Raw genomic sequence first — 14,300 nt, 5'->3', positions numbered from 1 at the left:
GCTATGTTTCCGTAAGCGCATTCCGGCGCGAGGGACGGCTCCTCAGATCGACGGCGATCTCAGCACTGGACTTCCAGCCTCGTTGCCACGAGCTGCGAATAATTCGTTCCCATCGGGTCGTTGAAGAACATGCTGGTGAGTGTTGCCTGATTTTGCGCGAGGATTTCGTCGGGATTGGGCCTCACCACCTTGCGCTTGCAGCGGGCAAACGTCTCGCCGGAGGTGGCCATGTCACTGTCGGCGGCGAAATCGACCGCCGTATAAAGCGTCGTATCGTAAATCCCGAAAATCGTCGTTCCCTTGAGGAATGTCTTCTGCTGCGGCTTCAGCGAAAAGGTCAGTATCAGGGCATTGTCCTTATAGTCCGCCTGTATCGCCTCCGGCTTCGCCATCGCAACCGTTTTGCCGTTGCTGGTGACGTTCGTATAGTAATTGTACTGTGCGAGGGAGTTTCTGACCGTTTTACCCACCGCTTTGAGCTCGCTCGCGTCGAGTGTCAGATTTCCGGTCTTGTCGAAATCCAACAGCACCGATGAGGAGAAGACCTCATCGAAGCGCCAGACGTTGCGAAGCTCGCTGATGGAGCCATCCGGTGCCGCAACTACCTCGAACTTCGCGTCGATGAATATATGCGGGTGGGCGAAGGCGGGGGCAGGCAGGAGCGACAGTATCGCGATCGGCAAAATCGTTTGTCGTTTCATTCAGCCTCTATACGTGATTCGTCTGCGGCTCCGATACCAAGGCCTGAGCTTCAATTGAGACTGATTTGAGACCCTGGAGGTTCGGATCACGGTGGCTGCAGTCCGAACTTTCACAGCATTTGGCCCAACCGGCTCGAACTTCCCGGAGAGGGCATTCGCGCCGCGATCATGGTCGTCGAACGCAGCTCCTGGCGAAAATCGGGGATATGCAAGCCGCCACCATCCTTCGGGATCGGATGGTTTTTGCTAGCTAATATTCTTGAGAAAATTGGAGCGGGCGAAGGGATTCGAACCCTCGACCCCAACCTTGGCAAGGTTGTGCTCTACCCCTGAGCTACACCCGCTCATATCCGCAGCTGTCCGGGGTAGTGTGTTGGACCGCTGGGCGTCGTCTTGCGGCGACGGGCGCTATATGGCCTAACCATTTTTCAAATGCAACAGGGAAATGACGAGGTCGGGAAGAAAAATCTGCATTTTTTGTACTGTCCGCTGGAAAGCCCGAGGGCGCCTGGCTTTGTCGTCTGGAAGATTGCAAAGGATTTGTGGGCGACGTATCAGGGGCGGGTCATTTTCTATTGCGAGACGCCATGACCGAGAACAGCCCGAAAACCCGCGACGATCTTTTCCGATTCCTGGACGGGCTCGGCATTCCCCACAGCACCAAGGATCATGCGCCGGTGTTCACTGTCGCCGAATCGGTGTCGCTGCGCGATGAGATCCCCGGCGGGCATACGAAGAACCTGTTCGTGAAGGACAAGAAGGATAATTTCTTCCTTCTGACGGTGGAAGAGAATGCGACCGTCGATTTGAAGACGGTGCACACACTGATCGGCGCGGCCAGCAAAGTCTCCTTTGGCAAACCTGAAAAGCTGCTAGAATACCTGGGTGTCATTCCGGGCTCGGTGACGGCGTTCGGCGCGATCAACGATACCGGCAAGAACGTTACGTTCATCCTCGATGCCGAATTGATGGAACACGACATCGTCAATTGCCATCCGTTGTCGAATGATGCGACGACCTCGATTGCCAGCGGCGATCTCCTGCGCTTCATGGAAGCGACAGGTCATGCGCCGTTAGTCTTGAAAGTGACGGGCTGACATACGATTTTAGCGCTACGATTAGAGCGAGATGACTTGTCTTCGAATTGTCCTGTCGCTCAACCTATTTCATTGAGCGTGATTTTATCCAAAATTCGCTTCGTTCTTTTTGGAATCATGCTTTAAAGGTCCAGAATGCCGGTAAGCGGGAGATACTCATGAGCGGTTCAAACAATCCCTATAACGCTTCTTTCGGCGGCCAGATGTCGGCCTCGGCATCATACGGTGCTGCACCTGCGTCATCCGGCGGCGCCTCGCCCATCAAGGACACCACGACGGCGAATTTCACCCGGGACGTTATCGAGGAATCACGTAACCAGCCGGTGCTGGTGGATTTCTGGGCGCCTTGGTGCGGTCCGTGCAAGCAACTGACGCCGGTTCTGGAAAAGGTCGTCAACGAGGGCAAGGGCCGCGTCAAGCTGGTCAAGATGAATATTGACGATCATCCAGCCATTCCCGGTCAACTCGGCATCCAGTCGATTCCGGCTGTTATCGCCTTCGTCAACGGCCGTCCAGCCGATGGTTTCATGGGCGCTATCCCTGAAAGCCAGGTTCGTCAGTTCATCGATCGCCTCGGTGGCCCGACTGACGGTGCGGGCGATCAGGCGGCGGAGATCGAAGCGATTCTGGAAGAGGCAACCGGTCTTCTTGCAGGGGGCGATATCAATGGCGCGGCCGAGCTGTTCGGTGCGGTGCTGCAGGCCGATCCGGAAAACGCCAAGGCGCTTGCCGGCATGGCCGAATGCATGATCGCTGCTGGCCAGAGCCAGCGCGCGCGCGAGGCGCTGACGGATCTTCCGGAAACGCTTGCCAACGATGCCGGCATTCAGGCCGTGGTGAAGAAGCTCGATCAGATAGAAGAAGCCCGCAAACTCGGCGATCCCATCGCCATCGAGAAGGAGCTGGCGCTCGATCCCGACAATCACGAGGAGCGCGTCAAACTCGCCAAGATCCTCAATGTCGAGGGCAAGCGCGACGAGGCGGCCGAGCATCTGCTGACGATTATGCGCCGCGACCGCGCCTTCGACGACGATGGTGCGCGCCGCCAATTGCTGCAATTCTTCGAGGTTTGGGGTCCGAAGGACCCGGCGACGATCTCGGCACGCCGGAAGCTTTCCTCGATCCTGTTCTCGTAAGGTCCAAAGGATGGGGCGGTCGGCTGGACAATGATCCGACCACTCGATCCGGGTCCGGGTGCTGGGTCAATTCCGTAGGAAAGCGGAATGCTTCCGCATTTCGCCGGGAAATTCTCTTGTGTTTTCGGGCGAGGGGGCCACATTGTTCTGTGACGCTGGCGTGACGGAACAATCGCCGCGGGAATATCGTTCTGGCGTGTCGTCACAAGATGTGCGGCGCAGTGATGTAGCGGGACGGAAATCATGCAAGTTGGCAATGCAAGGTATCTAAAGCCGGGCGACCTGCCGGATTCGGTGGTCATTTTTCCTCTGTCTGGAGCTCTGCTGTTGCCCACCGGGCAGTTGCCGCTCAACATTTTCGAGCCCCGATACCTTGCCATGTTTGACGCTGCCATTGCTGGCAACCGGCTGGTCGGCGTCGTGCAGCCGGCGCTTGGCGAGTCGCCGGAGACGCCGCATCTTTCGCATGTCGGCTGCCTCGGGCGTATCACGTCCTTCGCCGAGACGGGCGATGGCCGTTACATCACCTCGCTGACCGGCATCTGCCGCTTCCGGCTGATGGATGAGATTACCGGGCACCAGCCCTATCGCAGCTTCCGTATTGCGCCGTTCATCGCCGACCTCAAGTCGCGCGACGAGGAGGAGGGCGTCAATCGCTCAGCACTCCTGTCGGCTTTCCGGGCTTATCTCGATGCCAACAAGCTGGAGGCGGATTGGGAGAGCGTGGAACGGGCCAGCAACATGACGCTGGTCAATTCGCTGGCAATGATGGCGCCCTTCGACCCGGCCGAAAAGCAGGCGCTCCTTGAAGCGCCAGACCTGAAGACCCGGGCGGAAACCTTCATCGCCATCATCGAAATCGTGCTTGCGCGCTTCGGCGACACCGATTCCGTGCTGCAATAGGGGTTCGCGATGGACATTACCGTGAGCAAAGTGGACCCGAAACTGCTCGATCTGCTCGTCTGCCCCCTCACCAAGGGGCGTCTGACTTACGATCGCGAGAAGAATGAGCTGGTGTCAGAAAAGGCGCGGCTTGCTTATCCCATCCGCGACGGCATTCCGATCATGCTGATCTCGGAGGCGCGGCGCATCGAAGAATGAGGCCGGCCTTCCCGATACCGCTAATTCAGATCGCTTCGCCGGCAAGAAGCCGTGGATTATCCCTGGCGGCCGTGCCTGCAGCTTGGCCGATGAAGAAGGATTTGAGTTTCGGCAGCCGGTCGACGAGACCGAGACCGAAATCGCGGGCGACGCGCACGGGCGTGATGTCATTGGAAAACAGCCGGTTCAGCACGTCGGTGGTCACCCCCATGCGGAAGGTGTCGAAACGCCGCCAGGTTTGATAGCGTTCGAGAATGTTGATCGAGCCGATATCGAGCCCAAGGCGGTCGGCTTCGACCACGGTTTCGGCGAGTGCCGCAACATCCTTGAAGCCGAGATTGAGGCCCTGGCCAGAGATCGGATGGATGCCGTGGGCCGCGTCGCCGGCCAGGGCAAAGCGCGGTGCGACAAAGGCGCGGGCAAGCGTCAGGCCGAGCGGGAAGGCGCGGCGGTCCCCGACCGTGTGAAGTGCGCCGAGCTTATGGCCAAAACGGCGCTCCAATTCCTCTTCGAACACCAGATCGTCGGAGGCTACGAGCCGGTCGGCATCGGACTTGCGCTCGGTCCAGACGAGCGAGGAGCGATTGTTCTTCAGTGGCAGGATGGCGAAGGGGCCGGAGGGCAGGAAATGTTCCTCGGCGCAGCCATTGTGCGGCCGCTCATGCTCGACGGTAACGACGATACCGGACTGGCCATAGTCCCAGCTCACGGTCTTGATGCCCGCCATGTCGCGGAGCTTGGAGCGCACGCCGTCGCAGGCGACCAGCAGCCGCGCTTCCAGCATGCTGCCGTCCGAGAGAGTCAGCGTGACGTTGGCGTCCTCCGTCTTGAAGTCCGTCGCGCTGACACCATGGCGAATTGTGATGCCGAGGCGTTCGCAAGCGCCGCGCAATGCGCCGACCATGGTAAGGTTCGGGACCATATGAGCGAAGGGCTGACCATCAGCCACTTCGCCGTCGAAGGTGAGGAAGACGGGGCGCACAGGATCGCCGGTGCGCGAATCGGTGACGATCATACGGGTGATCGGCTCCGCCTCCGGCTTGATCTCGTCCCAGACGCCGAAGACCTCCAGCATCTTCGAGGCGGCGGCGATGATCGCGGAAGCGCGCGTGTCTTTTTTCCAGGCGGTTTCCGGAGCGGCCTCTATGACCATGACGTCAAGATGGGGGGCGGCCTGCTTGACGGCGACCGCGGCGGCAAGACCCACATAACCGCCACCCACTACCAGCATGTCCAACATCGCGCTTCCCCGTGTCCTACTGTCATTTCCTGTTCTATATAGAGCATCCCATTCGTGGTTCCTACCGTCGGAGTCCATTCAAAATGTCGCGCGAGAACGAGAAACTGACCGCCATGCAAGTCATGCTCGCCACGCTGGATCTGGAAACGATCGAGATGAACTTGTTTCGCGGCAACAGCCCGCAGGTCGGCTGGCAGCGCGTCTTCGGCGGACAGGTGATCGGCCAGGCGCTGATGGCGGCGCAGCGCACAGTGGAACGCGAGCGGCATGTGCATTCGTTGCACGCTTATTTCATGTTGCCAGGCGATCCGTCGGTGCCGATCCTCTATCAGGTCGACCGTCTGCGCGACGGCTCGAGTTTCAATACGCGCCGCGTGCTGGCGATCCAGCACGGCAAGGCGATCTTCGCCCTGACGGCTTCCTTCCAGATCGATGAGCCCGGCTTCGAGCACCAGGGCGAGATGCCGAAGGTGCCGGCTCCGGAAGAGCTGATGGACGAGCAGCAGATCAAGGAACACTATATCGCCAACGCGCCGGAGAATGTGCGCCGCTATTGGGAACGGAAGCGGGCCATCGAAATCCGGCCGGTGTCGCTCGATCATTATTTCTCCCGTTCGCGGCCCAGCCAGCGGCAAGACATTTGGGTCCGCCTGACCGGCCCCGTTCCGGGCGACCGTGTCTATCAGAATGCCGTGCTTGCCTATCTCTCGGACATGACCTTGCTCGATGCGGCGTTGCATGCGCATGGCACGTCGATCTTCGACCAGGGTCTGCAGGTCGCGAGCCTCGACCATGCCATGTGGTTCCATCGGCCTTTCAAGCTCGACGACTGGCTGCTTTATACTCAGGACAGTCCGAGCGCTTCAGGCGCGCGAGGCCTGGCTCGCGGTAGTCTTTTTACGAGATCCGGTGTCCTGATTGCGTCGGTTGCGCAGGAGGGGTTGATTCGTAAAAAGGCAAATGATTAAATAATATGCAAATTTATAAAATTGCTATTAATTTGGGCGTGTGACGCGCCAAGACGTGCCGCTTTATTAGCTGCCTCAAGTAAATCCATTAAAATTCAATTAGTTATAAGTGTGTCATGAATCTGGCACGCCCCTTGAATGTGTATGGCTGGTCGCTGCTGAAACACTCGTCAGCGGCAAGGAGAGTCGGCTCCGCGCCGAGGGTAAACAAAGGATGGGAAACCAGATGAAAATTGTGATGGCCATTATCAAGCCGTTCAAGCTCGATGAGGTCCGTGAGGCCCTCACGGCTGTCGGCATCCAGGGCCTGACTGTGACCGAAGTGAAGGGCTACGGGCGCCAGAAGGGGCATACCGAAATCTATCGCGGCACCGAATATGCCGTCAGCTTCCTGCCAAAGCTGAAAATCGAAGTCGCGGTCGCATCCGAAATCGTCGACAAGGCAGTCGAAGCCATCGCAGCGTCCGCCAAGACCGGTCAGATCGGCGACGGCAAAATTTTCGTCTATTCGATTGACCATGCCGTGCGCATCCGTACGGGCGAAACCGATTCAGAAGCGCTGTAAGACACGGCCGATCAGGGAGTTATTTGCAATGACATCTACTAAGCTTTCCTCCACTCTTGCACGGGTGGGCACGCTGTCTGCGGCCTTGCTCGCGCCGGCGATTGCCTTTGCGCAGCAAGCCGCGCCGGCCGCGGCCCCGGCAGCCGCTGCCGCAGCACCGGCGATCACGATGGACAAGGGTGACAACACCTGGATGATGGTTTCCACGGTCCTCGTTCTCCTGATGACCATTCCAGGCCTGGCGCTGTTCTATGGTGGTCTCGTCCGCGCCAAGAACATGCTGTCCGTTCTCATGCAGGTCTTCATGATCACCGCGATGGTCATGATCATCTGGTGCGTCTACGGCTACTCGCTTGCCTTCACTGACGGCGGCTCGCTGAACAGCTTCGTCGGCGGCTTCTCCAAGGCGTTCCTTGCTGGCGTCAGCACCGATCCGAAGGATCTCGTCGAAACCTTTACCAAGGGTGTCGGCATTCCCGAGCTCACCTATGTCTGCTTCCAGATGACCTTTGCCTGCATCACGCCGGGCCTGATCGTCGGTGCCTTCGCCGAGCGTATCAAGTTCTCGGCCGTCATGCTCTTCGTCTTCCTGTGGGTCACGTTCATCTACTTCCCGATCGCTCATATGGTCTGGTTCTGGGGTGGTCCGAGCGCTTACACGGCTGCGTCGGGCATGGTCTTCGGCTTTGGCGCGATCGATTTCGCGGGCGGCACGGTCGTTCACATCAATGCCGGTATCGCCGGTCTGGTCGGCGCGATCATGCTTGGCAAGCGCACCGGCTACAAGAAGGAGATCATGGCACCGCATTCGATGACGCTTACCATGGTCGGCGCTTCGCTGCTGTGGGTCGGCTGGTTCGGTTTCAATGCCGGGTCTAACCTCGAAGCCAACAGCTACGCTTCGCTCGCCATGATCAACACCTTCGTCGCCACCGCTGCCGCCGCTCTTTCGTGGTGCGTCGTTGAAACCTTCACTCGCGGCAAGGCTTCGATGCTCGGTGCAGCTTCGGGCGCGGTCGCCGGTCTCGTCGCCGTCACGCCGGCTGCCGGCTTTGCCGGTCCGATGGGCTCCATCGTCCTCGGCCTGCTGGTTTCGCCGATCTGCTACTTCTTCGTCGACGTCGTGAAGAACAAGTTCAACTACGACGACAGCCTTGACGTCTTCGGCGTACACTGCGTCGGTGGTATTTTCGGCGCTTTGGCAACCGGCATCCTGGTCAACCCAGCGCTTGGCGGCGCAGGCATCGTCGACTATTCGACGGCTGACTTCGCAGCCACCTATCCCGGCACCGCAACGCAGTTGCTCGCCCAGTTCAAGGGCGTGCTGACGACGCTGCTGTGGTCCGGCATCGGTTCGGCGATCCTCTACAAGATCGTCGACATCATCGTCGGCCTGCGTGTTCCCGTCGAAGCCGAGCGCGAAGGTCTCGACCTCGCCTCCCACGGCGAAGCCGCTTACCACGCTTCTTAAATCTGGAGCTTGCGGCGCCGGGACAAAATCCCCTGGCGCCGCTGAACATCCCGTCGCGGCCTATTTGTTGAAAATAAGCCGCTCTTGGCCCGGACCTTGGTTCGGGCCTTTTTTATGGGCGCGACCGCCTCGCGCCCATAAATTCGTTGATTCGCGCAGCGCAGCCCGCATGGTTAACATGCCATTAACCCTCCTCTGATTAGGTAGAGCTGACGTACTGGGTGAGCGGGCATGACGCCGATTCGCTGGTGCTTTCGACAACGAACGGGCTGGATATTATGGGCAGAAGCAATTCGGCAGCGTTGGGCGGTCGTCCCGACCGCTTCTCGCTTTCGGGAGTCGTTTGGCGGCAGCTGAGGGGCCTCAGCGGCTTCGCGCTGCTGTTCCTGCTGGCGCTCGCGGTTGCAGCGCTGGCGACATGGAACGTCATGGACCCCAGCTATTCCTACGCCACCAGCAACACGCCAACGAACATACTGGGCTTTCCGGGGGCTGCCTTTGCAGACATCATGATGCAGGCGCTTGGTCTCGCCTCCGTCGTCGCGCTGCTGCCGATTGTCGCCTGGGCCTTCGCGTTGATTTCCAACCGCAGGGTCCATCGCGTGCCAGCTCGTCTCGGTGCCTGGGTCGGCGGCTCCATCGTCGCTGCCGGTTCCATCGCGTGTTTCCCCGCCCCTCCGACCTGGCCGATCCCGAACGGTATCGGCGGTGTCATCGGCGACATCGTTCTGCGCTTTCCCGCTCTTTTCATCGGCACCTATCCGAGCGGCGTCTTCGCTACCGTGTTCGGCTCTGTTCTCGCGATCCCCGCGGCCTGGCTCATGCTGTTTGCCGCCGGCATTATCGGCCGCAGCCTGCCGGAAGACGAGGATGAGGAAGAGGAATACGAAAACACGCAGAGCCGTGCCCGCAACGTCGGAGATGACGACGAGGATGACGACCGCGGCGGCTTCCTGGCCTTCGGTGCCCTCATGCATGCCTGGTACAATACGCACGCGCGGCTTCGCCGCCTGTTCGGCATGGGTCCGCGTAAGCGCCGCGATCATGCCTTCGATGCGCCCTACGATTTCAACGACGACGAGTTTGGTACGCTGAACGAGCCGGTGCGCGCGAAGGCGCCTGTTGTCCGCGGCGAGCGTGTCGAGCCGTCGCTGGACGGCCCGGCGCCACGCCGCGTCGTTTCCCCGCCGTCCATGAATATCGGCGACGATGACGAGGACGAGGAAGACGATCCGACTTATGAACGCGAGCTGCCCCGTCCGGCCGGCATCCTGCCAGACGACGAAGAGGACGAATGGGCGCTACGCGCCGCTTCGCCGAAGGTTCCGGGCGGTCATGCCGGTCACCGGGTCGTTCCCCCCGCTCAGCGGCCGAAGCCCGGCGTACGTGCCGAGCGTGAGGCGCAGACCTCCTTCATTCGCCCCTATGGCTTCCAGCTTCCGGCCGTGCATTTGCTCGCCGAGCCGAAGACGATCGTGCGAGACGCAACGCTGTCTTCCGATGCGTTGGAGCAGAATGCCCGTATGCTCGAGGGCGTACTCGAGGATTTCGGAGTCAAGGGCGAGATCATTCATGTCCGTCCCGGCCCGGTCGTGACGCTGTACGAGCTGGAGCCCGCGCCGGGCATCAAGTCCTCACGCGTGATCGGCCTTGCCGACGATATCGCACGCTCGATGAGCGCGATCGCTGCCCGCGTTGCCGTCGTTCCCGGCCGTAATGCCATCGGCATCGAACTGCCGAATTCAACGCGTGAAACCGTCTATCTGCGCGAGCTCATTGCCAGCCGCGATTTCGAAAGCTCCAAGGCCAAGCTCGCTATGGCGCTTGGCAAGACGATCGGAGGCGAGCCAGTCATCGCCGATCTCGCCAAGATGCCGCATCTGCTCGTTGCCGGCACCACGGGCTCGGGCAAATCGGTCGCCATCAACACCATGATCCTGTCACTGCTCTACCGGATGACGCCGGAACAGTGCCGCCTGATCATGATCGATCCGAAGATGCTCGAACTCTCCGTCTATGATGGCATTCCGCACCTCCTCTCGCCCGTGGTCACCGATCCGAAGAAGGCTGTGGTCGCTCTCAAATGGACCGTCCGCGAGATGGAAGAGCGCTACAAGAAGATGTCGAAGATCGGCGTGCGCAACATCGACGGCTTCAATACCCGCGTCGAGCAGGCCGTCGCCAAGGGCGAGGCGATCAGCCGTACAGTTCAGACCGGCTTCGACCGCCAGACCGGCGAGGCGATCTACGAGACCGAGGAATTCGATCTGAAGCCCATGCCCTACATCGTCGTCATCATCGACGAAATGGCCGACCTGATGATGGTCGCCGGCAAGGACATCGAAGGCGCCGTACAGCGTCTGGCGCAGATGGCACGCGCGGCCGGCATCCATGTCATCATGGCGACGCAGCGCCCCTCGGTCGACGTCATCACCGGCACGATCAAGGCGAACTTCCCGACCCGCATTTCCTTCCAGGTGACCTCGAAGATCGACAGCCGCACAATCCTCGGCGAACAGGGCGCAGAACAGCTCCTTGGCATGGGCGATATGCTCTACATGGCCGGTGGTGGACGCATCCAGCGCGTCCACGGTCCGTTCGTCGCCGATGGCGAAGTGGAAGACATCGTCTCCTACTTGAAAACGCAGGGCTCGCCCCAATATCTCGATGCAATCACCGCCGACGAGGATGACGACGACGATGGTCACGGTCCGGCGGGTACGGCCAACCTCTCCGACTCTGAGGATCCGTATGACCAAGCGGTGGCGATCGTGCTGCGCGATGGCAAGGCATCGACCTCCTACATCCAGCGCCGGCTCGGTATCGGCTATAACCGCGCCGCGTCGCTGATCGAGCGTATGGAACAGGAAGGTCTGATCGGCCCGGCCAACCATGCCGGCAAGCGCGAGATTCTCGTGCCGACAGAAGCGGATGTTCTCGATCGCTAACGGGTTGTGAGCCCGTGTCACATGTCCCGAATATGCTTTCGGAGATTTGATCGCGGCTCGTGACCGAGCATGGGCCGCCGCGCCATGAAGACGCCGATTTTGCGCGCCATGGACAAAGCATGAAGGAGAATTCGATGAAAAAGACCGATGCGCAGCCCTTGATCCACTTGAACCTCACTCGCCGTCATTTCCTCGGCGCTGTGGTGGCGGCGGGCGCGGCAAGCGTGGTACCCGTCGCGGCCTTCGCGCAGGCTGCGGCTCTCAATCCCGACATTGCACAGGCAATTGCTGATCATTTCTCGTCCATCAAGACCATGAAGGGCGGCTTCCTGCAGATCGGGCCGCGCGGCGACCAGTTGAGCGGTAGCTTTTACATTCAGCGTCCCGGCAAGCTGCGCTTCAACTATGATCCGCCGTCACGCATGCGTGTCATCTGCGACGGTAACAACGTCCAGGTCATCAACGACCAGACGCGCACTAACAATATGTATCAGCTCTCGAAGACGCCGCTCAGCCTGCTGCTTGCCAACAGGATCGACCTTTCCGCCGACATGGTGCGCAATGTCCAAACGCAGTCGGATCTGACCAAGATTACCCTCGGCAACCGCACGGTCTTCGGCGATTCGACCATCGCCATGATCTTCGATTCCAAGACTTACGATCTGCGCCAATGGACCGTCATCGACCCTCAGGGCAAGACCACCGATGTCATCGTCAATAATGTGAAGACCAATCTTTCCTTCGACGACAGCGTCTTCCGGATCGATTATTCGGGCACGCAGAACCGGTAGTTCTCATTCCCGCTTCGACATCGTGCGAAGATGTTGAATGATCTTCCTTTTCTCTTCTTGCCGGGCTAAACCCCTAGAGCGTCGTGCGTTCATTTGAACGCACAAAGGTCGCTCTAATCTTTTGAATCTAGAGCATCTTATCCGCTTGCAGGTGATGCCACCCGAAAGCGGGATGCTCTAGCGGGATTGAGATAAGGGTTTGGGCATGGGATTTTCGATTGCGACTTGGAATATCAACTCGGTGCGGCTGCGTATGCCGATCGTCGAGCAATTCGTGATGCAGCACCGGCCCGATATTCTTTGCCTGCAGGAGACCAAGGTCCCGAACGAGCTCTTCCCGCTGTCGCCGCTGAGGGCACTCGGCTATGAGCACATCATCGTCCATGGCCAGAAGGGCTATCATGGCGTCGCCATCGCTTCGCGTATTCCATTGGCCGAGGATCATCGGCAGGATTATTGCAACGTCGGCGATGCCCGCCATATCTCGGCGATCTTCCAGCGCGGCGGCCGGCGCATCCGGCTGCATAATTTCTACGTTCCGGCCGGCGGCGACGAGCCGGATCGGACGATCAATCCCAAGTTCGGCCATAAGCTCGATTTCATCGAGGAGATGAAGCGGCTGCATGCGAATGCCGAGCCGAGTACCTCCGCAATCCTCGTCGGCGATCTCAACATTGCGCCGTTTGAGCATGACGTCTGGTCGCACAAACAGTTGCTCAAGATCGTCAGCCACACGCCGGTCGAAACCGACGGGTTGATCGAGGTGATGAAACGCGGCGCCTGGCTCGATCTGATGCGCCAGAAGGTGCCAGAGAACGAGAAGCTCTATACGTGGTGGAGCTATCGCGCGAAGGATTGGGAAGCCGCCGATCGCGGCCGTCGTCTAGACCATATCTGGTCGTCGTCCGATCTCGGCCCGCTCTTGCAGCGTATCGACATCCTGAAGGCGGCGCGCGGTTGGGATCGCCCGTCCGACCATGTGCCGGTGACCGCGCATTTCAATCTCTAAGGCGATTTCGCGTGAGGTTTTATTCCAGCGTCGCTCCAGGTTACTGGGAGCGGTGCGTCACGAAAACCGGTGAAGCAATGCCGCGGCCTGCTTGGCGAGGACGGCGAAATTTTCGCGAACGCGGTTTTGAATAAGCAGACCGGCGTCGGGATATTCCTCGATCAGCCGGAGGAACAGTGCACGGGTGATGCGGATGACATCGGAGTCCTCCAGCGCCACCGCAGTATATTTGCGCTCCACCAGCGTCACCAGTGCCAACTCGGAGAGCATAGTGCCCGCTTGCACGGTGGCTTCGACATGAGGTTGTCCGGCAGCATCGACGGTGCTCAGCTCGAAACTACCGCGGGCGACGACATAGGCGCATTCGGCCGGCGATTTCTCCCGGAAGAGGGTCAGGCCGGCCGCGACATGACGACGATCGGCGCCGAAGGCGATCAGCCGCAACGGCTCGTCGCCCATGCCGTGGAACAGCGGCAGTTGCGACAGCAGGCGGATATCGTCATTGAGCGCCATCTTATCGCCTATGGAATGATCTTGTAGCCGCCGTTTTCCGTCACCAGAATTTCGGCGTTGGAAGGATCGCGCTCGATCTTCTGGCGCAGGCGATAGACATGGGTTTCCAGCGTGTGGGTGGTGACGCCGGAATTGTAACCCCAGACCTCTTCGAGAAGGATATCGCGGGTGACGACTTTCTGGTCGGCGCGATAGAGATAACGGATGATCGCCGCTTCCTTCTCCGTCAGGCGGATCTTCTGGCCGTCTTCCGTAGTCAGCAGCTTCTGGCTCGGCTTGAAGAGATAGCGGCCGACGGTGAAGGTCGCGTCTTCGCTCTGTTCGTGCTGGCGCAACTGCGCACGGATGCGGGCGAGCAGCACGGCAAAACGGAAGGGCTTGGTGACATAATCGTTGGCGCCGGCCTCGAGGCCAAGGATAGTGTCGGAATCGGTGTCATGGCCGGTCAGCATGATGATCGGCGCCTTGAAGCCGTTCTTGCGCAGCAGCTTCACAGCTTCGCGGCCGTCCATGTCGGGCAGGCCCACGTCCATGATCAGCAGATCGACGGGCGCGGCGCGGGCGGCCTGGACGCCCTTGCCGGCGGTCGCCTCCTGCAGAACCGTGAACTCTTCGTAGAGGGACAGTTGTTCGACCAGCATTTCACGCAGGTCGTTGTCATCATCCACCAGCAAAATGGTGCGTGCGGTCATGCCGTTGCGGTCCTCGTTCTATTGCCTCCTAAGTCCTACGCCAAATTGCATTTTTAGCAAGTCGTGAG

The 14,300-nt window shown here is 59.8% G+C and carries 14 protein-coding genes and 1 tRNA gene; 10 read left to right on the top strand and 5 right to left on the bottom strand.

Annotated elements, in window-relative coordinates; genetic code table 11:
* Positions 1–59 precede the first annotated feature (59 nt).
* The gene (locus tag FHT86_RS24750) at positions 60–701 is read right to left on the bottom strand and encodes a DUF1007 family protein (protein WP_133709018.1); all 642 of its coding nucleotides are present in this window, start codon (positions 699–701) and stop codon (positions 60–62) included.
* Between the two features lie 269 nt (positions 702–970).
* Positions 971–1,045 (bottom strand) — tRNA-Gly (locus FHT86_RS24745).
* A gap of 243 nt (positions 1,046–1,288) precedes the next feature.
* On the opposite strand from FHT86_RS24745, the gene FHT86_RS24740 reads away from it, so the two are divergent.
* From FHT86_RS24740 to FHT86_RS24725, 4 genes are all read left to right on the top strand, one after another.
* On the top strand, positions 1,289–1,798 hold the full coding sequence (locus FHT86_RS24740; RefSeq protein WP_133709019.1) for a prolyl-tRNA synthetase associated domain-containing protein: 510 nt from the start codon (positions 1,289–1,291) through the stop codon (positions 1,796–1,798).
* Between the two features lie 158 nt (positions 1,799–1,956).
* Positions 1,957–2,934 (top strand): thioredoxin, encoded by a 978-nt coding sequence (gene trxA / locus FHT86_RS24735; RefSeq protein WP_133709020.1) that lies wholly within the window; start codon positions 1,957–1,959, stop codon positions 2,932–2,934.
* Between the two features lie 243 nt (positions 2,935–3,177).
* Positions 3,178–3,837: an LON peptidase substrate-binding domain-containing protein gene (locus FHT86_RS24730; protein WP_133709021.1), complete on the top strand. Its 660-nt coding sequence runs from the start codon at positions 3,178–3,180 to the stop codon at positions 3,835–3,837.
* 9 nt (positions 3,838–3,846) lie between these two features.
* The gene (locus FHT86_RS24725) at positions 3,847–4,035 is read left to right on the top strand and encodes a Trm112 family protein (protein WP_133709022.1); all 189 of its coding nucleotides are present in this window, start codon (positions 3,847–3,849) and stop codon (positions 4,033–4,035) included.
* Positions 4,036–4,060: 25 nt separating this feature from the next.
* On the opposite strand, the gene FHT86_RS24720 is transcribed toward FHT86_RS24725, so the two are convergent.
* A complete protein-coding gene (locus tag FHT86_RS24720; RefSeq protein ID WP_133709023.1) occupies positions 4,061–5,275 on the bottom strand; it encodes a ubiquinone biosynthesis hydroxylase in 1,215 nt (404 codons plus the stop codon).
* A gap of 83 nt (positions 5,276–5,358) precedes the next feature.
* On the opposite strand from FHT86_RS24720, the gene tesB reads away from it, so the two are divergent.
* From tesB to FHT86_RS24690, 6 genes are all read left to right on the top strand, one after another.
* On the top strand, positions 5,359–6,243 hold the full coding sequence (gene tesB, locus FHT86_RS24715; protein ID WP_133709024.1) for an acyl-CoA thioesterase II: 885 nt from the start codon (positions 5,359–5,361) through the stop codon (positions 6,241–6,243).
* A gap of 214 nt (positions 6,244–6,457) precedes the next feature.
* Positions 6,458–6,808, top strand: a complete 351-nt coding sequence (locus FHT86_RS24710; RefSeq protein WP_166656872.1) for a P-II family nitrogen regulator — start codon at positions 6,458–6,460, stop codon at positions 6,806–6,808.
* Positions 6,809–6,836: 28 nt separating this feature from the next.
* Complete coding sequence (locus tag FHT86_RS24705) at positions 6,837–8,279, top strand: ammonium transporter (RefSeq protein WP_133709026.1); 1,443 nt, start codon at positions 6,837–6,839, stop codon at positions 8,277–8,279.
* A 278-nt stretch (positions 8,280–8,557) separates the two neighbouring features.
* Positions 8,558–11,227: a DNA translocase FtsK gene (locus tag FHT86_RS24700; RefSeq protein ID WP_133709027.1), complete on the top strand. Its 2,670-nt coding sequence runs from the start codon at positions 8,558–8,560 to the stop codon at positions 11,225–11,227.
* Between the two features lie 134 nt (positions 11,228–11,361).
* The gene (locus FHT86_RS24695; protein WP_133709028.1) at positions 11,362–12,018 is read left to right on the top strand and encodes an outer-membrane lipoprotein carrier protein LolA; all 657 of its coding nucleotides are present in this window, start codon (positions 11,362–11,364) and stop codon (positions 12,016–12,018) included.
* 205 nt (positions 12,019–12,223) lie between these two features.
* Positions 12,224–13,027: an exodeoxyribonuclease III gene (locus FHT86_RS24690; protein WP_133709029.1), complete on the top strand. Its 804-nt coding sequence runs from the start codon at positions 12,224–12,226 to the stop codon at positions 13,025–13,027.
* A 57-nt stretch (positions 13,028–13,084) separates the two neighbouring features.
* Here the strand turns inward: FHT86_RS24690 and FHT86_RS24685 are convergent, their stop codons facing one another.
* Both FHT86_RS24685 and FHT86_RS24680 read right to left on the bottom strand, forming a co-directional pair.
* A complete protein-coding gene (locus FHT86_RS24685; RefSeq protein WP_133709030.1) occupies positions 13,085–13,540 on the bottom strand; it encodes a cyclic nucleotide-binding domain-containing protein in 456 nt (151 codons plus the stop codon).
* 8 nt (positions 13,541–13,548) lie between these two features.
* Entirely contained in the window at positions 13,549–14,232 is a 684-nt protein-coding gene (locus FHT86_RS24680) for a response regulator transcription factor (RefSeq protein WP_133709031.1), read from the bottom strand.
* Positions 14,233–14,300 lie beyond the last annotated feature (68 nt).

It is taken from the genome of Rhizobium sp. BK313, from assembly GCF_014193655.1.
In the GTDB taxonomy this organism is placed as follows: Bacteria; Pseudomonadota; Alphaproteobacteria; order Rhizobiales; family Rhizobiaceae; genus Rhizobium.
Note: the sequence above shows the minus strand (reverse complement) of the source record. Positions and strands in the feature narration are given on the sequence as shown.